Below are 18880 nucleotides of genomic sequence, written 5' to 3' on the forward strand. Positions count from 1 at the left end.
GCCCTGCAGTTGGCTTATCTCAGTAATCGGTTCTTGTTGTTATAACTCAAATACCGTTCCCAAAACATCTATGATACTTCAGAGAGAGGTAGCGGTGTGAACGTGGTCGTTCTTGCTGAAGCTTCGGTCAGTGATGCCGTAGCTGCGGCGCTCTCAGACCACACCGTCCAGACCGTCTCGTCAGTCGAGGCAACCAGCACCGTGGCTCCCCCGGATCTGTTTTTCGTTTCACTTTCGGTTCCGGGTGTCGCTGCGTTTGCAGCCACGGTGGACATTCCCCTCATCGCGATTGCCGACGACGACACGGCACGCGATGATTTCTGCGCCGTCCTTTCTCAGCCAGCAGACCCAGAAGCTGTCCGGTCTGCCCTCACCTGTGCAGAGCGCGTTATCGACTACCAACACGCTGTAGACGAACTCTACACGCTGTGCCGGGCGCGCGCAAAGGGCAACGAGGTGTCCTCGCGCAAACTTCAGGAAGCACGCTCGTCTGCGCGAGAGCGGCTCCAAGCGGTCAATCGAAGCGGCATCCCACCGCTCAAGCAGTTGCTTCGGTGAGCTACGCGAGAACGCCACGCCAGTTGCGCGGCCCGTTTTATCTGGCAGGCTGACCTGTCCGTAAACTGCGAACTTTTATTCACCATACAGCCACAAGTACGGATAATGGTCGAGGCGTTTGCCGTCGCAAGCGGAAAAGGCGGGACGGGAAAGACAACGAGTACGCTGGCGCTCGGGATGGCGCTTGCCGCGGAATACGACGTTACCGTTGTTGACGCGGATACGGGGATGGCGAACCTCTTGTTCCATGCCGGACTCGCTGATGTCGAAACCACGCTTCACGATGTGCTGTTGAGTGACGACCCCGCGCCCGTCTCCGCAGCCGTCTACGAGCAGTTCGGGATGAAGGTCGTGCCCTGCGGGACGAGCCTCGCAGATTTCAAGGCCGCAGAGCCAGCGCGGCTCACACACGTTGTCGCGGAACTCGCTGCTGACACGGACGTGCTCTTGCTCGACTCGCCCGCCGCCCTCGACAGCAGGAGCGCCGTCCTCCCAATCGTGCTCGCAGACCGCATCATCGTCGTGCTCGAACCGACGATTCCGGCGCTCTCTGACGCGCTCAAAGTACAGGAGTACGCCCGGTCGTACAGCACGGGAACAGCGGGCGTGCTGTTCAACAAAGTGCGCGACGAGGCGGGCATCGACCGCATCACCGAACAGGCTGCCCGTTACTTCGACGGACCGACGCTCGCCACCGTTCCTGCAAGCGAACACGCACGCGCCGCACGCCGCGCCGGAAAACCGCTACTCGCACACGCGCCTGACTCGGCGGCCGCCGACGCCTACCGTACCGCCGCATCTCGCATCGACGTACAGGCGGGCGAATCGGGCGCGGTGGCAGACCGCTTTCGCAGCGCGGTGATTCCAAAGTCGCCATGAAACTGCCCCGAGGCACGCTCGAAAAATCGCGGGTCGTCCCGAGCCCCGGAGCCACGTTCGAGACGGCACTCGAACGCGAACTCACCGGCTACGCCGTGCTCGTTCCTCAAGACTCGCTGTTGCTCGATGAAGACGGCCGTGGCGTGGTGACCTTCGAAGCGGGCATTCCACTGCTCGCCTACCACACAGGGACAAATCGCGGTGGCCCGGCGGCGCTTGCCGACCTCGCCGTCCCGGGCCCGTACAGCGTCTCGCTGTTCTCGCTCAGTGCTGACGTCCTCGCCGCCGTCCACGAAAACGACGACTTGGCTGTCCCGCCGGGCATGCCCGCAGAGCGCGTCGCCGGCGACGCAGCCCTTGCGGCGCGGACGAGAGCGGCCGCGCCAACAGCCCGCCTCACTGCGTCATCGCCGGATGCGGCAGACGAGCCGGGCGCAGTCGAGGCGTTTCTGGCCGACGAGGAGAAAATTGCGGCCATCCAACAGCAGGCGCGAGCAGAGGCTGCTGCGCGCGCAGAAGAGTGGGGATTTTCCGACCACACAGAGTGACAGGCTCGGTGCGAACCGGGTGCAGGTGGCCACACCGACAAGAGACGCCGCTGACATAATCATTATGCACTCTTAGACCGTGACATACATCAACATGGTTTCAATGGGGGCGACCGCAAGCGCGGTCTACACACGCAGTCCGCAGATGGAGGGGGCAGATTGGTGTCAGGCATTCGAGTGTGCTGGCGCGGCGCAGTTGAGCGAGTTATATCTCTACGTCGGCGTTGGACTGTTCACACTCGCGCTGGTCGCCACCGTCCTCTATCTCGGGCAAGCACGGCGTATTTGTGATACCGAAGTCTCACGGACTCGCACAGAGCGCGATGCCTACGCGCGCTTCCTTCGTCGGCTGACGGGCATCAGTGCCTCACAAATGATGACGCAGGTGCAAACCGGCGGGATGACGGTTGCAAACGTGCAGACTGCAGACCAGTCGCTAAAGGATGTCAGAGAAGCGTTTGAACAGACGGTGATGGCCGTCCCTCACTTCACAGAGGAGTACGACGAGTCGCTCGAAGTCCACATGTCAATCGAGTTCGGCGACGAACTCGCTCGGGCGGTGAGCCACGGCACACAGCTCACTCCACAGCTCAAACAGGTGCTCATCCAACAAACTGAGTACGCCTGCACCCAGCGCGACGCGATGCTCGGCACGCTCGATACGGAGCTTGAAGACCTCAAAGCAGCGACCGCGCTGCTCGACACGGTCGAAGGCGAACTCGATGACGTGACCAGTGAGCCGCTCTACCGGCGGTCGTACGCAGACCTTCACGCGGCGTGGGAACGCCTTGGCAACCTCGAAACGCGCGTAAAAACGTTGCTCACCGACCGCCAACAGGAGATGCAGTCAGGGATTCAGTTCGGGATTCGCCGTACCGACAGCGGCAAGTTCCACGACTATCTCTACCAGTCGTTAGACGTGTCGTATCCCGTGCTCGCGGACGGAGCGAACACGGTAGACCGCATTCGGGATGTTCGTCACGACCTCCTCGACATGCTCACGCGGCGGGTCTGAGAAGCGGAGTGTATTCTGTTTTCTCGGCGTTATCGGATTTCAGTGAACAGAACGATTTCAAAGCCGACTACAATTGACAGACAACTTGCCTTCGCTGGTCAAGACCATCGAGGAGTCAGACGTTTTTACCGGGTGACGACTGGATTTTGGGCGGATAGAATTTTCATTTCGCACGGGTCAGCAGACTCCAGAGAACGCCAAAAATGCCAATGGAGACACTGAACAACGACCCATAGTACACGACGTCCGTGAAGGAATCCTCACAGTCAGCGGCTACGGTAGGGTCATCATCGTACATGTCGTGGCACGTCTGGATTTCTTGCTGGTTCCACGTTCCGACGATAAGCCCGCCGCCAATCACCAGCAGAAACAGCAGCACCCAGCTGTTACGACGGAACATATCAACAAACCTACTGATAGTGGTTCGGACAAAGTACTTTGTGGTAATCACATCGTCTGCGTGTGTCAGCAAGGCTGGGGGCATGAGACTGAGACGCGCAGCAATCGCTCCGGTATTTTCCCCCACAGAAAGGACCTCCACCATCTCCGAGAAAGAGTGATGCGGCTTCTTCGCGTATCTGAGCCATGTCTCTCGTCGAAACGCCCACGAGGCGACCGCCCGGCCCGACTGGCTTTCCAATGGTCGGCAACGGGATGCAGTTCGGCCGCGACCCACTCGGCTACATGACCCACGCGGCGCGTGCCTACGGCGACATCGTCTATCTGGAGTTCGGCAGGCGACCGTTCTACCAGCTGAATCATCCCGACGACATCAGGTACGTCCTCGTCGAGAACAACCAAAATTACGTAAAAGGCGATTTGTTCCAGTACCAACTCCGGCTGCTTGGACAGGGGTTGTTGAACAGCGAAGGCGAGCGGTGGCGCGAACAACGCCACCGCCTTGAGCCTGCGTTCCACCCGACGAGAGTCGCGGCGTTCGCGGACACCATGACCGCGTACACCACCCGCCTCACCGACGAGTGGCGAGACGGCGAGGTGCGTGACATCCACGACGACATGATGCGGCTCACCGTAGAAATCGTCGCGGACGCGCTGTTCTCGGTGGACATTCGAAAGGAGTCGGTCGAAATCGGCGATGCCTTAGAGACAGTGATGGCGCAGTTCCGTCGCTCGTCGCGCCTCCCGGTCGAAGTCCCCGACTGGGTGCCAACGCCCGGCAACCTCGAGTTTCACCGCGCGGCGAGGGCGCTCGACGCCGTCGTGGCGAACATCATCCGCGAGCGACAGGCTGGAGAGCGCGAGGGTGCAGACGACGTGGTGTCGCGGCTTCTCGACGCCGGGGTTCCAGCAGACAACCTCCGCGATGAGGTGCTCACGCTCGTCCTCGCTGGCCACGAGACGACGGCGCTCGCGCTCTCGTACTCATTCGACTTGCTCACGCGCCACCCCGCCGTGCTCGCTGCCCTCCAAGCCGAACTCGATGAACTGGACCGCCACCCGCCAACGATGGCGGACCTTCCTCACATGGGACTCACCGAACAGGTGTTGAAAGAGTCGATGCGCCTCTACCCGCCGGTGTACGGCCTTCTGCGCGAACCCATCGCGGCCGACGAAATCGGCGGCTACCCCATCCCGCCCGGGGCGACCATCGGGATGCACCAGTGGGTACTCCACCGCGACCCGCGCTTTTTCCCCGACCCACGAAGCTTCCGCCCCGACCGGTGGACGGCGGCCTTCGAACAACAACTACCAGCGTTCGCCTACTTCCCGTTCGGTGGCGGCCCGCGCAGGTGCATCGGCGACCGCTTCGCTATGCTCGAAGCGAAGTTCGTGCTGGCGACGATTCTCCAACAGTTCGATATGGAAGCCGTGTCGAATCGTCCATTAAAACTCGACCCGGCGATTACGCTGCGGCCAAAAGATGGGATTTCGGTGCGCGTCACGCGGCGCTAATCAGTCGAGAAGGTGATACCGGTCGCCGTCTTGCACGACGAATCCGCGACTAACGAGCGTCCTGAGCACCGGATACAACGAGATGTGGGTCATAGAAAGTTCCTCGTGGAGTTCTTCGACAGTGGCTCCGTGTTCCGTTTGCAGGTAGTAGTAGACGAGCTTCGAACTCGGCGATTCCAACTCGACGGGGAGTGCGCGTCGTTTCTGTGAAACGACAGCACGTTTCGCAGTCATTGCATCAACTCTATTTTCGACGATAATAAAACTGCTCTACGACAATTGTCGAACTCTCGCGTGCTGACAGGACTCGCGCTAGTGCGGGTGTCTGCGCCACTCCATCGCGTCATGCGCACGTCTGACGTGCCATTATTGTCGTTCCACGGGAAGAGAACAGCATGGAGAGTATCGCAGACGCCTACAGCAAGCGAGAACGCCCCGAACGTGACCTGCGCCGGGTGCTCGCTGGTGGGCTGTTTCTCGTCCTCGGTACCGTCGGCCTCGTCTCCGCGATTGCGATGGCGACGACAGGTCTCTTCGAGACGCTCGGCCTGAGTGTGTTCGGCGCACGAAAGCTCGCCGGAGTACTCGCGGGCGTCGCCATCCCGGCCATCTTACTCGGCATCGTTGTTGCCTTGCCAACCGAAAAAGCCGCCCTCCGCGGCGTTCTCGGCGGAAGCCTCCTCGCACTCGTCGCCGTCGCTATCTTCCAGTTTGCCTACCCCTTCTGGTGGAGCGGCGCGACGACCGGCAATCCCGACCTCACCTTGCTCGTCGTCGGGACGTACTTCCTCGGCGCAATCATCGCGTTTGCCTACGTGTTCGTCGCCGTTGCCACGTTCAAAACCCGCAACACGCCCGGCGACATGGTGACCGTCGAAATCATGACCGAAGGTGAGACGCGCACGGTTGAGGTGCACCGCTCTGACGTTGCAGAGACAATTTCTGCAACCAACCGCTCGCACTCGAACAACTAACCTGTCGGACGAACGGCTTTCTTCTTCGCTCCCGTACCCCGCATAGACTCTGTCGATGATGACGACTACGCACATCGCAGTTGGCATGACCCTCGCCTACGGACTGGTGGTGCTGTTCCCCGCGTTTACGCCCGTCGTCCTCGGCGTCGCCATCGTTGCGAGCATCTTTCCCGACCTCGACGTGCTGTTCGAGCACCGAAAGACGCTCCATTTTCCGGTGTACTACGCCGTCGTCACCCTCCCAGCGACCGTGTTCGCCGCGCTGTGGCCCTCGGCGCTTTCGATAGGGCTGTTCACCTTCCTGCTGTTCGCGTGGGTACACTCGGTGTCCGATATTTTCGGGGGCGGCGCAGAAGCGCGGCCGTGGGAAGTCGAATCGAGACACGCGGTGTACGTCCATTTCACGAACCGCTGGCTGCCGCCGGATAGAGGCGTTCGATACGACGGCTCGCCCGAAGACCTCGCACTCGTGGTGGCGTTTTCAGTGCCTGCGTTCGTCCTCTACGACGGCCCGCTGTTCTACCTGCTCGTCGTGAATCTCTCGCTGTCGGTCGTTTACACGGTGTTCAGAAAGCAGGTGCCCGATTTCGACCTCTCGTGAGAACGGAGATAGAAGGCTTTGATATGACGCCCGAAAAAGCGATGGTTATGACCACCGGACTCGCCCCAGACGGCCTCAAATTCGCGGTGCTCGCATTTCTGGCTGGCCTCGCGGCGACGATTTTCTCCCCGATAGGCGCACTGTTCGGCCTGCTCCTCTCCGGGTCTGTGTTGCTGTTCTACCGCGACCCTGACCGCGAAATCACGACCGAGGGTGTCGCCGCCCCCGCAGATGGCAAAGTCTCTGTTATCCGTCGTGAAGACGACCAGCTTCGCGTTGGCACCTACATGAGTGCCCGCGACGTGCACGTGAATCGCGCCCCGCTCGCGGGAACGGTGCAGAAGGTCACGCACAAGCCCGGCGGCTACAAACTCGCTTTCTCGAAAGACTCGGACAACAACGAACAACTCCACATCGAGTTCGAAAACTTCACCGTCGTCCTTATCGCCGGGTGGTTCGCTCGCCGTATCCACCCCTACGTCGAAGCTGGTGACGAAGTCGAGAAAGGCGACCGCATCGGTCACATCTCGTTTGGGAGCCGGGCCGACGTGCTTCTTCCACCCGAGATAAAAGAAGACATGTTGGCGGTCGAGAAGGGCGACCGTGTGTACGCGGGTACCTCGATGCTCGCCCACGGGTTTAAGGAGTAATCAGCAGAACACAATGTAGATGGAGGGCGTTCTCTGGTACGTGCTTGCGAGCTCTCGAGGTGGCCCGACGCGGGTCCGCATCCTCAAAGAACTTCGGAGACGCCCACAGAACGCAAACCAGCTTGCGACGACGCTGGAACTTGATTACACGACGATTCGCCACCACCTCGATGTGCTCATGAAGAACAACGTCGTGCGGCGCACGGACGACGATTACGCCGCGGTGTATCTGTTCACCGACCAGCTCAAATCGAACTGGGACGTCGTCGAAGCGGTGCTCGCGGTCGTTGACACGGAGGAGCCATGAGTTCGGATGAATTTTGGACAGCGCATATAGCAACGACACACCAACGAGGAACTGATGAGTAGTCTGCTCGACGCAGCACGCGTTGCCGCCGCCGTAAACGTGCTCTTGCTCGTAGCACTTGGCTCGGTCTGGCTGCGAAACGTCCGTGACCACGGTGCCAGCCACACGAAAGGCCTGCTCGTGTTCGCCGCCTTCCTGCTCGTCGAGAACCTCCTGTGGCTCTATTTCTACCTCCTCCACCCCGACTTTATCGGCTGGTTCGAGAACGCCGGCACCGACGTGCAAGTCGGCATGACCCTGCTCTGTGGGCTCGAACTCGTCGCGCTTGCGTATCTCGCGCGCATCACCCTTGAGTGAAGCTTGGACGAATTTTGGATGAAGTTCGGACAACGCTCATCGCACGATGCTTCGTCGGTCTAGACATGGCCATTTCACGACGCCAGTTCCTCGCGGTGACCGGCACTGCCACCCTCGCTGGCTGCGTCGGCGGGTCTGGTGGCGACTCGACGACCACAACAGAGGACCCAACGACAGCAGACGAGCCGACCACCGATGCCATGACGACGACCGAAGGCGGAATGGACGGTGCGACGGTGCAGGTCGCCGCGCATCCCGACCTCGGTGACATCCTCGTTGGCCCAGACGGCCTGACTCTCTACATGTTCGACCGTGACACTGAAGGCGACCCGATGAGCGCGTGCACCGGCGGGTGTGCCTCGACGTGGCCGCCACTTACGATGAGCGACTCGCCGACCAAAACAGCTGACGTGGCAGCAGCACTCACCACCTTCGAGCGAGAAGACGGCTCGACGCAGGTGGCCGCGGGCGGCTGGCCGCTCTACTACTTCGCCCCCGACGAAGCACCCGGTGACGCAAAGGGACAGGGTGTAAACGACATCTGGTGGGTGCTCAGACCCGATGGAACGCCGGTCAGAGAGGCCGAAGCGACGACCACCGATAACGGCCAAAGCTACTACGAGTACTGAGCAACCGCAAAACCGTGGCTTCGTTACTGTTCGAGTGGGATGTATTTGGTCGAAAGCAACCATGCGTCAGTCATCGACGGGTCTTCGATGACCGCGACGGAGCGAAATTCGTCTTCGTATTCGGTGTATATGAGGTCAGCGTCTGCAGTCGGTTGTGGCTGTTTATAGTCCATGATGTTATGATATGTTGGTGTGTTCACGTGGGAGTTAGCCGCTGAGTTCGGTGTATGGTGGGGAGGCGCTGGTTGCCTCCGCTGGTTGCGCTGCTTCGAGAGAAATATCGACCGCGTCTGTGGCCGTGACGGTGATTGTGGCGACGACGTCGTCGAGTGGCACGATCACCGTTCCTTCTCGCCGGCGACCAGCGCGAGTCGTACAAAAGAGTGTGTCGAGCGCTTCGGGATCAACGTAGTCGTACACGCACACGGTCAGTTCGTGTGAGTCAACCGCGTGCCAGTCTGCGAGTGCGTCTACGAGCACCTCGCTCACGTGCGTCCCAAATGTCCCCTCGTTTTCGCTCATCCGAAGCGTTTCGTTCATCTTCGAACAGTCATGGGTTTTAGACTTCCTAAGATGTTGACCGTTGGTATGTTACACGCGAGCCGCGGGTGATTTAGCATAGTAAATCTGCCGTCTGACGCCCTTACTCGCGCGTTTGACGCTCGTCTCTGTCAAAGAGGAGGTTGAATAAAGTTCGCTCACCGGCGCGAATATGCCGGTTGACGGTGGGTTGTGTCACGCCGAGTATTTCTGCGACTTCTTGACCATTGCTCCGCCGTGGCCATTCGAAAAAGCCGCTGAAATACGCCGTTTTGATGACCTCTTCTTGACGCTTGGTGAGCCGATTTCGCACCTCGTTTTCGAACTCCTGTTGGGTCATGACGGGGGTGTCGAACTCGCGACGCGCTTGGAGTGTCACGTGGCCGAACGTCGAATCAAGGTAGGCGACAAACCGGCGCACGTCCGTGCTCTGTGGGATGCGAACCTTGAGCCGTGCGGTGCCGTCTTCGACCCGCATTTGGTTGAGGCTCGCGCCGCGTTCGATGAGCGTTGAGATAAACGTCGAATCTTCGATGGTACACTCACAGAGACACTCGTCGTCCGTTTCTCCAATCAGCGTGAACTGACTCACGTCCGCAGCCGCCGCTGCGTGCGCTCGAATCACGTCCGGTGCAATCCCGCGCACGTTGAAAAACAGGTGCATCTTTCCGTCGAGGCGTCGCACGGCGTTTTTCAGCGTAAACTCACCTTCTGAGCCGTCGATGAAGCCGAGAATCGGCGTTTTGAGCGCCGAAATCACGAATTCGAGTTCGACCGAACTCTCGCTTACGAGCGCGCGCTTGCGTTCGAGCGCGTTCATCGCGTAGCCAATGGATTGGCCGAGTTCTCCGAGCACCGAGAGCTCCATCTCCTCGAAGACGAGCGGCTTCGTCGAGTACAGGTTCAACACGCCGTACACCGTGTCACGGTACAGAATCGGGACGGCCGCACTTGCCCGGAAGCCACGCGACAGCGCCTCTTCGCGCCACGGCTCGAACGTGGCGTCGGTCAGGATGTTGTTCTGGACCTGTGGCTCTCGCGTCTCGACGGCGAGCCCGGCTGGCCCGCGACTCGTCTCCGTACCGTCGGTCGTGACCGTGATATGGTCGAGATAGCCGTCGCCCGCTCCCGCAGAACTGACCGGCGTTATCAGCCCGGTGGTCGGGTTCGCGTCGCCAATCCAAACGAACGCAAACGGGTCGATGTCCGCCAGTCGCTCACAGACGAGGTCTTCGATTTCCTCTTGGGTGTCCGCTTGAATGAGCACCTTCGTGATGTCGCGGATGGCGCGATTGATGCGGTTTACCCGGTTGAGCCGCTTGTTTTTCTGTTCGAGTCGGTCGCGCTGGTTGCGCAGGTCTGCCTCTCTGGCGGCGCGATTCAGCGACGAGCGCGCGTTCGAACAGAGCATTCCGGCGAGCAACAGGTCTGTCTCGCGGAACGCCGCTTTTTCGGGGGAGCACGTCACGAACACGCCGAACTCACCGAGTGGGAAGATGCCCACGCTCTGTACGCGCGCATTCTCTTCGGTGGGTGCGGCAAACTCGGACAACACGGTCGCTTCGTCGCGGATGAACACCTCCCAGACTGGGCTGTCGCCAACTTCGCCGAGCAACGGCGAGTCAACGAGCGCGGCCGCCCCGTTCGTCTGGGCCGCGGGCGCGAGGTCACCCTCCGCCTCGTCGTACTGGAGGATGTAGGTGTAGGGTAACTCAAGGACGTCCGTCGCCGCTTCGACCACGATTGAACAGACCTCCGATGCGGTCTTCGCTTCCGGTAACTGCTGGGCTTTCTCGTTTAACGCCTCGAAGCGCGTTTCGCGGCGTTTCGTCTCGGTGATGTCTTCGAGCGTGAAGATGCCGCGTATCGCATCGCCGTCTTCGACGCGCGCCCGCGAGCCGTTTATCGACAGCCAGACCCAGCTCCCGTCGGGACGCGTGACGCCCAACTCGAAGTCGTAGACGGTGGCTCCGGATTCGAGCACCTTCGTAAACGGGAGTTCTTCGACAGCCAGCGGGTCGCCATCACCGTCGGTGAACGAAAAGTCAGGCGGGGAGTTTTGTAGTCGCTCGCGGGAGACGCCCGCTATCTCCACCGCACGGTCGTTGATGTGTTCAATTGTCCCGGCTTCATCGAGAATGATGATGCCAACCGGCGCAGTGTCGATGACTTGTTGGTTGAGGTTGCGCTGGGTCCGCAACTCGTCTTGGAGGCGTTTTTCTTCGCTGATGTCGAGGCCCTCTGCAACGATGCCGGTCACGGTCTCGCCAACGAACACCGGCCGCGCTTGGAAATCGACGGTGACAGTCGTGCCGTCAGACCGTTCGTACGTGACTTCGAACTTGCTGTACTCGCCGTCTGCAACGCGTTCGAGTTCGGCTTTCAACTGCGCTTGGAGGGCTGGAGAATGCGACCACCATGGGCACTCCCAGAACTGCTTGCCAACCACATCTTCTACCGACACGTTCGCGATGTCGAGTGCGGGCTGGTTCACGTTGTACACCGTGCCGTCCGGCCCGAGTAGCGCAAAGAAGGTAAACGGGTCGTTGAACACCGCGTCGAACTGGCGCTTTCGCTTTCGCCGCAACTGCTCTGCTTGTTTTCGGTCTGCAATGTCTCGAATCACGCCCGTGAAATACTGGGTTCCACCCTGCGTGAACTCAGCGAACGAGACGCCAAACGGCACGTCACTGCCGTCTTTGTGCACGCCGGGGAGTTCTGCGTAACTCCAATCGAAGCGCCGTTCGTTCGTTTCAAGATAGCGGGCGACAGCCGCGCGGTGCTGGGCGGCGAGGTCGTCGCTCATCAGTATCGTGAGCGGCTCGCCAATGAGTTCTGCTGGCTCGTAGCCAAACAGCGTTTGTACGGCGGAGTTTGCGAATTGGATGATGCTGTCCGCGTCGATGGTGATGATGCAGTCTGCAGCGGATTCAACGATTGCCGCGAGATATGCGTTGTCTCCCGTCTCAAGGCGTGAAGCGCTTGATTTGGGGGTCCTCATCTGTCGTAGGGTTTCTCTGAGAATGTGGACACTCTCGGGTGTTCGCTGAATGACGGTTGCCACCCCGGCGTCGTATGCCGCAGCGATGGCGTCTGGCGATGGTGGGTCGTCGTAGACGATGATTGGGTGGCCGCTGGCGACCGCACAGACGGCGTCGTAGCTGTCGAAATCGGTGATGAGAGCGTGCACCGTTTCGTTTGCGAGTTGGTTTCGACACTGGTCTGGGTCGGTGACCGCAACCCGGATGTCATCCGTGGCGAGGTCCGAGAGTGCGTGATTGTCTGCCCTCTCTTGGGGCCGTTCCGTGACAATCAGTACGTGTAAATCGGGTGACATCGTGGTCGAGCCGGTTACTACTTCCTCACACTTCCGAGATAAAAAACTGCGCCATCATTTCTGTAACAATGTATGACTATTTTGTTCGAATTAACGGTTTACTGCTGGAATCTCCACGACCAGGGATCTTGTACAAACTAGTCTCCGACTGGCTGTCGCGCACATCGTCTCCAAACCGTTCTGGCCGGACCCTCACAGCTACTGTCGAACTGGCGGGAGAACGGGCTGGTTGTAATGCCCGCGCCGTGCGAATCAGGCACAAAGCGTATACCTGCCCCACCGCTCGCTGTAGGCATGCCAGGTGCACGCGTCGCAAGCGGCGAACGGGTCACACTTCGGACGGCCGAAGCCGAAGACATCCCATTTCTCCAGCGCGCAGGTGCCAACCCCGAACTGCGGTATTCGCTTGGCCACAAAGTGAAAAATCAGGGCCAGTACGAAATCTCGGCCAATCGAACCGGCCCGGATATACTCATCGTCTGTCTCGAAAATGAGGAGCCAGCGGATGGCGCAGACGGCGTCACTCGAATCGGGCAAATCGCGGTCATGGACGGCCACTACAAACGCCCCGAACTCGGCTACTGGCTCGTCCCGGAGGTTCACGGCGAGGGCTACGGCAACGAGTCCGTCTCGCTCGTCATCGACTACGTCTTTCGGTCGTACAACACCCCGGCGATTGGCGCGCAAGCCTTCGACTTCAACGAGGCGTCGCGCGGCCTCTTAGAATCGCTTGGTTTCACCGAAGAGGGACGAAAACGCCAGTACATGTTCGTTGACGGCGCACACCGCGACATGGTACAATACGGCCTGCTCCGCGAGGAATGGGACGGTGCGTAACGCGAGATAAATTGTGCCGCCTGCTCGGCTTTAGCCGCGTTCAGTAACCCCACCCTTCTGCCCACTCTGCTATATGTTGCCACGCAGATGCGATACTCATTAAAATCTGACAAATACGCTGCTTGTGTCGCTGGAATTTCGTTTCCAGAACGTGTTGTGAAAGCAATTATTCTAGACAACCGTCTCGGAGAAACACGGAGAGTAAGCGGGTGTACGGCCTGTCAGGTCCGTCCACGGACCAAACCGTGCCCGTTATGTACTGGTGGGTCTGAACGGAGGTGTGAATACTTCCGAATCTCCACCCAAACAACTCCCGGAACTGACAAGTCGCGGATTTCGCATCACCGTCGATGAGGGTCGAGAGTCGTTTTTTGCGATCTGTATCGAGGAGTCAGACAGCGAGACGGCGTGGATAATGTCGGACACCGCAACGTCTCTCGAAGAGATGCGCTGACTCGCAGATAGCGTTCGATTTTTGAGCGGGACGTGCAACAGACCGCCGAGTGCGGCCACCGCCTACGAGAGTCGAAGGTTGTGCATTTTCTGACGCCTTCTATCAGTCACGGAGGATCTCAACAGGGTCGTTTTTTCACATGTCGGCCCGTATGGTAGCCGATGCAACTGGTCACCACAGAGATGATTCCCGGCGCGGAGATTGTCGAAGCGATTGGCATTGCCCGCGGGAACACGGTTGAGGCACGAAACGTCGGCCGCGACATCACACAGGGGCTTCGCAACATCGTTGGGGGCGAACTCAAAGCCTACTCGAAATTGCTCTCGAAAGCGCGCGACGAGGCGCTCTCGCGTATGGAAGCGGACGCGACCGCGATGGGTGCAGACGCAGTCATCAACATTCGGTTAGAGACGTCGCAGATTACAAACGGCGGTGCAGAAGTCATCGCGTACGGGACGGCGGTTCGGCTCAAATAACGGCTCGATTTTCTGCGTTCGCTACCCGAGAACAATCATGTAGACGACAACGACGATGGCGTAAGTTACGGCGAGGCCGACGACGACTTTCATGTGGTACACCCAGAGTTCGTCGTCCTCTGCGGTGAGCGCCTCGTCGTAGGCCGTCTGGTCGTCTGTCGTCCATTCGTCGGTGTGGGTCTCTCCGACGTGAAGCGCGCGGGTTTGCGCTGAATCGAACGGCTGGTCGCAGTAGCGACAGTACGTCGCCGGTGGGTCTGTGTCGTGGACGGCGGTTTCTGGAATGCGTTCGGTCATACGAATGGTGGCGTGGTGAACGGTTGGGTGAGTATCCACAGGCTCGTCATCGTGTAGAAAATCATGACGACGACGAACGGGTACTGACTCCGGATGGGTTTGAGTTTCCCGGGAAAGAGGTCGAAGGCAAGCGCGTGGGCAGTCCAGACAGCGAGCAGGTGCCCGACCAGGACGAAGCCGAGTTGCACGAGCGAGAACCACGATGGCAGTATCAACACCAGCACGTCGGTCGGTTGACTGAAGGGCTGGAGTGCGGCCGTCTGGAGCGCGGGTGAGAGCGTGATGTAAAACCCAAGAAAATGGGCGAGATGATATCCTGCGGCAATCGGCAACAACGCCGGCGCAAACCAGCCCTCGATGAATCGCGGGGTGATGTAGGTTCGCCCGGAACGTCGAGCCCGGCGCGCCGCGAAGCGAAACACCGACAGAAAGAGTGCGAATCCGGCGACGATGGTCGCAAAGTAGACCGCAAGTGGGGGCACGCCTGCGGCGACGAGCGGTCGGAGCAGGTCGCCCCATAGCGGCGTCGAGATGAAGCCGTCGTAGGTGGTCACCCACAGCAATGCGATGATGAACGCGGTGTCGTCGGGCTTCAAATCGCCCGCCTGCGCGGCGAGCGCGGCGGTTGGAAGTTTGAACGCCACGCCCGACTCGGTTCGCTGAAGCGGCGCGATTCGCCCGTAACACCGAAACACTCGCGCGATTGGGTCGACGTGCTCGAACCACGTGTCGGCTCCGTACACCACCGCCCCGGCGAGCGTGAGCACGGAGTACCCGACGATGACGGCCGCGAGCAGTTGCGGGTCGCTTGCGACTGGACTGATGACTTCGAGCCAAACGAGGCCGAGAAGCGCGACGACGCTTGGCCACGCGCCCAGTCGTGCAGGGTAGATTCTGAAACCGGTGCGCGGAGCGAGCGAGGCGAGCGCCTGCCACGGGTTGCACCAGCCCCACGTGTTTCCCACGAGGTAGACGCTCATCGTGTAGCCCGCCCACCAGCCTGCCCACACGAAGAGAATCGCAAAGTTCGACGTTGACGACTGTGGGCCGAGGAATCCGGAAGCGATGACGACGAGTAGGACGCCAACGCTGAGTCCCTGTACCGTGATGCGAAGCACCCGGCGAACGGCGGCGGGTGGTGAGAGCAACAGCCGCCACCCGTTTATCGCGCGAATGGCGGCGTGGTCGGTGAGCAGACTTGTGAACATGAACGAGACGCCAACGATGATGCCGCCAGTGAGAATCGTGAGCCACGTCGGAACCGCCACGGGCGCCATCAACCCGCCGAGGCTGCCGACGTGGGCCGCCGCGGGCTGGGCGAACAGCATAGCTCCGAGTATCGTGAGCCCCGCAAACAGCAGACTTCGCCTCACCCTCATTCGTATAATTCGTGTGACTATTCGTCGGTGGTGGTAATAATCACCGCGGCGAGGCGTGGTCGTTCGCGTATCTGGGGAGTGACGCGATTTCCACACCTATTCGACGGTGTCGGACGCACTTTCGTATTGGTCTCTGAGACGCGCCCGCGCCTGGTCATACGCCGCGTCCGTCATCGTTTTCGTGGTAAACGACAGGTCGATTGCCTCACTCTTGTAGCGGTACGTGCCTTGGCGTTGAATATCGATGACTCCGTCGCGGTCGGTCGTCACCTGATGGGTTCCGTAAAACGAGGGCGTCTGGACGTGGACTACGGTGTCGGTGACCTCGATGCTGTTTACTGGCTCGTTTCGGAGCACAGCTTTTGCAAGCTCTCTCGCTTGCTCTCGCTCGCCTCGTTCGAATAGGTCCCCAAAACGCTCGTCGAAGTTCATTATCTGAAAGAGGAGAGCGATACATAAGCCCCTTCCGAACGTATTGTCTAAATGATAGAACCTGCCTGGTAGCAGCGTTAGTACTCTCCGGTCTGTAGAATGCGATACAAGTGGGAAGTTCACTCGACGTGGACGCGGGTGACGTGACCACCACAGCCACACTGCTTGATATATTCCCAGTTGACATCGGCGTTTTCGAACGCTTCTTCGAGCGCCTCGAAGAGATACGATTCGGGGTGGTCGTGGGCACCATGTGTGACGAGGTTGACGTGCTTTCCCGGTGCCGTGTGTTCGACCGCATTGATTGCCTGCGCAATGACGAGGGCGATGTCGGCAGCGTGCTGTGGTTTTTCGAGATTCGCTGACCACGAGGTATCGTGGATGCGATCTGTAACTGGTTCGACTGCGCCGTGTTCGTCGGTGTGAGAGATGGTCATTTTCGTGGATTTTATTCGACTGGTTCGAACACGTCGGGATTCGCAGGCCCTTCAGCGGTGACGACAGCGAGCGCCCCTTTGCGAGCGACTCGTGAGAGTGCGTGATCGACGAGCTTGAAATCCCCAGGAACCGGGAATGACATCGTTGCGACACACGAACTGCCGGGAAGGACGGGGGTCGTCTGGACGTACCGCATCGGCTCGCTCGCCAGTGCACCCTGTTCCCAGACTTCATCCCACACGCTGCCGATTGGGTGGAAGCTGCTGAACAGGTTTGGTCCGCCGACGCCGAAGAAGATACGAGCAGTTTCACCCGTCTTCACGTTCATCTCGGCGTATTTGTTTGGCGTAATCGCGTACTTCTCGCCGTTCATCAGGACGTAGGTCGGATCTTCCATCGCCATCCGCACGAAGTCGAACTCGTGGTGGCCTTTCTGGCCCGTCTTGCCGTTCGTGTAGAGTTCGTGCTGGCCGAGGTAGAACTCATGATCGACTGCTGGAAGCCCTTCCTCGGGTTCGACGAGGATGATGCCGAACATTCCGGCGCTAATGTGGTAGTCGACGTTTGCGACCGCACAGTGGTAGATGAACGCGCCGGGATAGGTTACCTTGAATCGCAGGCGCTTTTCTTCGCCCGGAGCGACGACGGTCGCCTCGGCACCGCCGCCCGGTCCGCGTGCGGCGTGGAAGTCTACGTTGTGAACCATCGCGTTATCCTCGTGGTTTCTGATGGTGAGATCAACCGTGTCGCCAACCCGAGTGCGGATGAACGGCCCCGGAACCTGCCCGTTGAACGTCATGTACGTGAACGTGACGCCCGATTCGACCTCTGCAACCAGCTCGAGCGTCTCCAGTTCGACCTCGACCGTTGCTGGCTCCGTTCGAGTAATCGGGGCGGGGATGTCGCGTGGGTCTGCCGCGATTCGCTCGACATCAACTGGCTTCGCCGCCCCAAGTTCGACCTCCGTCTGGAGTTGCAGCGGGCTCGTTTTGATATCGTTGCTGGGTGGGGTACCAACCGTACAGCCGGCCAGTGCCATCGCACCACCGAGCCCAGCCGCTTGCAATACCTGCCGCCGAGTTGTGTTGAATCCCATGAGTATCTCCTCTCTCTATTCACCTATTGGAATAGATACACCATATAGTGAATATCCTCTTCCCAACATCTGAGACTCGTGTTTTGGAATTATTCATACTTGTCTGGAATGGTTATGTATGGATACATCTTTCACGACACCACCCATTAGCAGACGTGGGTTTCTGAAGACGGCGACCGTGCTCACAGTCAGCGGGGCAGCTCTTGGAACTGCACGCCCGGTTGCTGCACAGGATGACAGTACGCTTACCGAGTGGTTTGCGAACGTTTCTAACTATCGTGGCATCGTCGATAAGCGCGGCAATGGGCGCGTTGACGTTATTGTCGGAGCCGAGGGAAACGGCGGTGGATTCGCGTTTGACCCGCCAGCAGTCCGCGTCGATCCGGGCACGACCATCGTCTGGACGTGGACGGGTGAAGGCGGGCTGCACAACGTCGTCGCCGAGGACGACGCTTACGAAAGTGAGCTGCTCGAGGCTGCAGAGAGTACGTTCGAACACACGTTCGACAGTGAGGAGGTTTCACCCTACTCCTGTGGGCCGCACAAGCCAATGGGAATGAAGGGTGCGGTCATCGTTGGCGACATCGAAGTCACCGCATCGGCGCCGAAACCCGAGTACACGTACGTCACCCGCGAACCCGACTACGGCGACTGGTTCGCCGACGTCGACAACTTCGAGGGAACCGTCGATATGCGCGGCCAACCAGACGTGCGCGTGTACATCGGTGCAGAGGGGAACGGCGGCGGGTTCGCGATTTCCCCACCAGCCATTCACATCGACCCCGGTACTCGTGTCCACTGGGAGTGGGTTGGTGAGGATGGCCCACACGAGTTCGTGGCCGAAGATGGTACGTACGCAAGTGCTCTTCAGTCGACTGGCGAGTGGGGATACGCGTTCGATGGTGTTGGCATCAGCAAGTACGCTTGCAGACCCCACGGACAGCACGGAATGAAAGGCGCAATCGTCGTCGGTGACGTCTTCGACGGTCTCTACGAAGTCACTCCGGCCCACCTCAGCGTGTTCGGTGCGTTGGGTGCTGCCCTCCTCTCGCCGCTCGCGTTTGGCGCATTCTTGCGGGTTCGAGATCGCTTGGATACCCGACGCAAGAAGTAGCAGCTTGGGTTCGACAGTTTCAGTCGGGCGGCGCGTCCGACGGCGCGG

Annotated in this window: 24 protein-coding genes; 14 read left to right on the top strand and 10 right to left on the bottom strand. The window is 59.8% G+C overall.

The genetic code is table 11. The annotated features are described in order from the left end of the window. Nucleotides 1-96 precede the first annotated feature (96 nt). The 4 genes from V5N47_RS10435 to V5N47_RS10450 all read left to right on the top strand — a co-directional run bounded on the left by V5N47_RS10435 (nt 97) and on the right by V5N47_RS10450 (nt 3000). Nucleotides 97-558: a hypothetical protein gene (locus V5N47_RS10435; RefSeq protein ID WP_338727353.1), complete on the top strand. Its 462-nt coding sequence runs from the start codon at nt 97-99 to the stop codon at nt 556-558. A gap of 105 nt (nt 559-663) precedes the next feature. Continuing rightward, a complete protein-coding gene (locus V5N47_RS10440) occupies nt 664-1437 on the top strand; it encodes a P-loop NTPase (protein WP_338727355.1) in 774 nt (257 codons plus the stop codon). Continuing rightward, a complete protein-coding gene (locus tag V5N47_RS10445; protein WP_338727356.1) occupies nt 1434-1985 on the top strand; it encodes a hypothetical protein in 552 nt (183 codons plus the stop codon). Before V5N47_RS10440 ends, V5N47_RS10445 begins: the two co-directional genes overlap by 4 nt. A gap of 94 nt (nt 1986-2079) precedes the next feature. Beyond that, the gene (locus tag V5N47_RS10450) at nt 2080-3000 is read left to right on the top strand and encodes a hypothetical protein (protein WP_338727358.1); all 921 of its coding nucleotides are present in this window, start codon (nt 2080-2082) and stop codon (nt 2998-3000) included. Nucleotides 3001-3163: 163 nt separating this feature from the next. On the opposite strand, the gene V5N47_RS10455 is transcribed toward V5N47_RS10450, so the two are convergent. Then, nucleotides 3164-3400, bottom strand: a complete 237-nt coding sequence (locus tag V5N47_RS10455; protein ID WP_338727360.1) for a hypothetical protein — start codon at nt 3398-3400, stop codon at nt 3164-3166. Between the two features lie 185 nt (nt 3401-3585). On the opposite strand from V5N47_RS10455, the gene V5N47_RS10460 reads away from it, so the two are divergent. Next, nucleotides 3586-4914, top strand: a complete 1329-nt coding sequence (locus V5N47_RS10460) for a cytochrome P450 (RefSeq protein ID WP_338727361.1) — start codon at nt 3586-3588, stop codon at nt 4912-4914. Here V5N47_RS10460 and V5N47_RS10465 read toward each other — a convergent pair whose 3' ends face one another. Beyond that, a complete protein-coding gene (locus tag V5N47_RS10465) occupies nt 4915-5148 on the bottom strand; it encodes a TrmB family transcriptional regulator (RefSeq protein WP_338727362.1) in 234 nt (77 codons plus the stop codon). Nucleotides 5149-5309: 161 nt separating this feature from the next. Between V5N47_RS10465 and V5N47_RS10470 the strand changes: the two genes are divergently transcribed. From V5N47_RS10470 to V5N47_RS10495, 6 genes are all read left to right on the top strand, one after another. After that, entirely contained in the window at nt 5310-5888 is a 579-nt protein-coding gene (locus V5N47_RS10470) for a hypothetical protein (RefSeq protein ID WP_338727363.1), read from the top strand. Between the two features lie 55 nt (nt 5889-5943). Continuing rightward, the gene (locus V5N47_RS10475) at nt 5944-6489 is read left to right on the top strand and encodes a metal-dependent hydrolase (protein WP_338727364.1); all 546 of its coding nucleotides are present in this window, start codon (nt 5944-5946) and stop codon (nt 6487-6489) included. Between the two features lie 23 nt (nt 6490-6512). Continuing rightward, complete coding sequence (locus V5N47_RS10480; RefSeq protein ID WP_338727366.1) at nt 6513-7139, top strand: protein sorting system archaetidylserine decarboxylase; 627 nt, start codon at nt 6513-6515, stop codon at nt 7137-7139. Between the two features lie 19 nt (nt 7140-7158). Next, on the top strand, nt 7159-7446 hold the full coding sequence (locus V5N47_RS10485; protein WP_338727368.1) for a winged helix-turn-helix domain-containing protein: 288 nt from the start codon (nt 7159-7161) through the stop codon (nt 7444-7446). Nucleotides 7447-7500: 54 nt separating this feature from the next. Further along, the gene (locus V5N47_RS10490; protein ID WP_338727370.1) at nt 7501-7803 is read left to right on the top strand and encodes a hypothetical protein; all 303 of its coding nucleotides are present in this window, start codon (nt 7501-7503) and stop codon (nt 7801-7803) included. Between the two features lie 65 nt (nt 7804-7868). Continuing rightward, complete coding sequence (locus V5N47_RS10495) at nt 7869-8432, top strand: hypothetical protein (RefSeq protein WP_338727371.1); 564 nt, start codon at nt 7869-7871, stop codon at nt 8430-8432. A 23-nt stretch (nt 8433-8455) separates the two neighbouring features. On the opposite strand, the gene V5N47_RS10500 is transcribed toward V5N47_RS10495, so the two are convergent. The 3 genes from V5N47_RS10500 to V5N47_RS10510 form a co-directional block, all read right to left on the bottom strand. Next, nucleotides 8456-8605 (bottom strand): hypothetical protein, encoded by a 150-nt coding sequence (locus V5N47_RS10500; RefSeq protein ID WP_338727373.1) that lies wholly within the window; start codon nt 8603-8605, stop codon nt 8456-8458. Between the two features lie 34 nt (nt 8606-8639). After that, the gene (locus V5N47_RS10505) at nt 8640-8972 is read right to left on the bottom strand and encodes a HalOD1 output domain-containing protein (RefSeq protein ID WP_338727375.1); all 333 of its coding nucleotides are present in this window, start codon (nt 8970-8972) and stop codon (nt 8640-8642) included. 103 nt (nt 8973-9075) lie between these two features. Continuing rightward, the gene (locus V5N47_RS10510) at nt 9076-12309 is read right to left on the bottom strand and encodes a PAS domain S-box protein (protein ID WP_338727377.1); all 3234 of its coding nucleotides are present in this window, start codon (nt 12307-12309) and stop codon (nt 9076-9078) included. A 294-nt stretch (nt 12310-12603) separates the two neighbouring features. Between V5N47_RS10510 and V5N47_RS10515 the strand changes: the two genes are divergently transcribed. Both V5N47_RS10515 and V5N47_RS10520 read left to right on the top strand, forming a co-directional pair. Beyond that, nucleotides 12604-13146, top strand: a complete 543-nt coding sequence (locus V5N47_RS10515) for a GNAT family protein (RefSeq protein WP_338727379.1) — start codon at nt 12604-12606, stop codon at nt 13144-13146. A 615-nt stretch (nt 13147-13761) separates the two neighbouring features. Further along, on the top strand, nt 13762-14076 hold the full coding sequence (locus tag V5N47_RS10520; RefSeq protein ID WP_338727381.1) for a YbjQ family protein: 315 nt from the start codon (nt 13762-13764) through the stop codon (nt 14074-14076). 21 nt (nt 14077-14097) lie between these two features. Here V5N47_RS10520 and V5N47_RS10525 read toward each other — a convergent pair whose 3' ends face one another. From V5N47_RS10525 to nirK, 5 genes are all read right to left on the bottom strand, one after another. Further along, on the bottom strand, nt 14098-14373 hold the full coding sequence (locus V5N47_RS10525; protein ID WP_338727383.1) for a hypothetical protein: 276 nt from the start codon (nt 14371-14373) through the stop codon (nt 14098-14100). Next, entirely contained in the window at nt 14370-15752 is a 1383-nt protein-coding gene (locus V5N47_RS10530; protein ID WP_338727385.1) for a hypothetical protein, read from the bottom strand. Before V5N47_RS10530 ends, V5N47_RS10525 begins: the two co-directional genes overlap by 4 nt. Nucleotides 15753-15848: 96 nt before the next feature. Next, nucleotides 15849-16184, bottom strand: coding sequence for a hypothetical protein (locus tag V5N47_RS10535; RefSeq protein ID WP_338727387.1), 336 nt, complete (start codon nt 16182-16184; stop codon nt 15849-15851). A 119-nt stretch (nt 16185-16303) separates the two neighbouring features. Then, nucleotides 16304-16621: a CGCGG family rSAM-modified RiPP protein gene (locus V5N47_RS10540; protein WP_338727389.1), complete on the bottom strand. Its 318-nt coding sequence runs from the start codon at nt 16619-16621 to the stop codon at nt 16304-16306. Between the two features lie 11 nt (nt 16622-16632). Then, a complete protein-coding gene (gene nirK / locus V5N47_RS10545; RefSeq protein ID WP_338727391.1) occupies nt 16633-17661 on the bottom strand; it encodes a copper-containing nitrite reductase in 1029 nt (342 codons plus the stop codon). 175 nt (nt 17662-17836) lie between these two features. On the opposite strand from nirK, the gene V5N47_RS10550 reads away from it, so the two are divergent. Further along, a complete protein-coding gene (locus V5N47_RS10550) occupies nt 17837-18832 on the top strand; it encodes a halocyanin domain-containing protein (RefSeq protein ID WP_338727393.1) in 996 nt (331 codons plus the stop codon). Nucleotides 18833-18880: the final 48 nt, after the last annotated feature.

The sequence above is a fragment of the Haladaptatus sp. DJG-WS-42 genome (genome assembly GCF_037198285.1).
Taxonomy (GTDB): Archaea; Halobacteriota; Halobacteria; order Halobacteriales; family Halococcaceae; genus QDMS2.

Coding starts and splice junctions, on each gene's coding strand:
- V5N47_RS10515 (WP_338727379.1), top strand. CDS start 12,604: ATGCCAGGTGCACGCGTCGCAAGCGGCGAACGGGTCACACTTCGGACG.
- V5N47_RS10495 (WP_338727371.1), top strand. CDS start 7,869: ATGGCCATTTCACGACGCCAGTTCCTCGCGGTGACCGGCACTGCCACC.
- V5N47_RS10465 (WP_338727362.1), bottom strand. CDS start 5,148: ATGACTGCGAAACGTGCTGTCGTTTCACAGAAACGACGCGCACTCCCC.
- V5N47_RS10505 (WP_338727375.1), bottom strand. CDS start 8,972: ATGAACGAAACGCTTCGGATGAGCGAAAACGAGGGGACATTTGGGACG.
- V5N47_RS10525 (WP_338727383.1), bottom strand. CDS start 14,373: ATGACCGAACGCATTCCAGAAACCGCCGTCCACGACACAGACCCACCG.
- V5N47_RS10445 (WP_338727356.1), top strand. CDS start 1,434: ATGAAACTGCCCCGAGGCACGCTCGAAAAATCGCGGGTCGTCCCGAGC.
- V5N47_RS10460 (WP_338727361.1), top strand. CDS start 3,586: ATGTCTCTCGTCGAAACGCCCACGAGGCGACCGCCCGGCCCGACTGGC.
- V5N47_RS10535 (WP_338727387.1), bottom strand. CDS start 16,184: ATGAACTTCGACGAGCGTTTTGGGGACCTATTCGAACGAGGCGAGCGA.
- V5N47_RS10485 (WP_338727368.1), top strand. CDS start 7,159: ATGGAGGGCGTTCTCTGGTACGTGCTTGCGAGCTCTCGAGGTGGCCCG.
- V5N47_RS10480 (WP_338727366.1), top strand. CDS start 6,513: ATGACGCCCGAAAAAGCGATGGTTATGACCACCGGACTCGCCCCAGAC.
- V5N47_RS10510 (WP_338727377.1), bottom strand. CDS start 12,309: ATGTCACCCGATTTACACGTACTGATTGTCACGGAACGGCCCCAAGAG.
- V5N47_RS10550 (WP_338727393.1), top strand. CDS start 17,837: ATGGATACATCTTTCACGACACCACCCATTAGCAGACGTGGGTTTCTG.
- V5N47_RS10470 (WP_338727363.1), top strand. CDS start 5,310: ATGGAGAGTATCGCAGACGCCTACAGCAAGCGAGAACGCCCCGAACGT.
- V5N47_RS10520 (WP_338727381.1), top strand. CDS start 13,762: ATGCAACTGGTCACCACAGAGATGATTCCCGGCGCGGAGATTGTCGAA.
- nirK (WP_338727391.1), bottom strand. CDS start 17,661: ATGGCACTGGCCGGCTGTACGGTTGGTACCCCACCCAGCAACGATATC.
- V5N47_RS10540 (WP_338727389.1), bottom strand. CDS start 16,621: ATGACCATCTCTCACACCGACGAACACGGCGCAGTCGAACCAGTTACA.
- V5N47_RS10530 (WP_338727385.1), bottom strand. CDS start 15,752: ATGAGGGTGAGGCGAAGTCTGCTGTTTGCGGGGCTCACGATACTCGGA.
- V5N47_RS10475 (WP_338727364.1), top strand. CDS start 5,944: ATGATGACGACTACGCACATCGCAGTTGGCATGACCCTCGCCTACGGA.
- V5N47_RS10455 (WP_338727360.1), bottom strand. CDS start 3,400: ATGTTCCGTCGTAACAGCTGGGTGCTGCTGTTTCTGCTGGTGATTGGC.
- V5N47_RS10450 (WP_338727358.1), top strand. CDS start 2,080: ATGGTTTCAATGGGGGCGACCGCAAGCGCGGTCTACACACGCAGTCCG.
- V5N47_RS10440 (WP_338727355.1), top strand. CDS start 664: ATGGTCGAGGCGTTTGCCGTCGCAAGCGGAAAAGGCGGGACGGGAAAG.
- V5N47_RS10500 (WP_338727373.1), bottom strand. CDS start 8,605: ATGGACTATAAACAGCCACAACCGACTGCAGACGCTGACCTCATATAC.
- V5N47_RS10490 (WP_338727370.1), top strand. CDS start 7,501: ATGAGTAGTCTGCTCGACGCAGCACGCGTTGCCGCCGCCGTAAACGTG.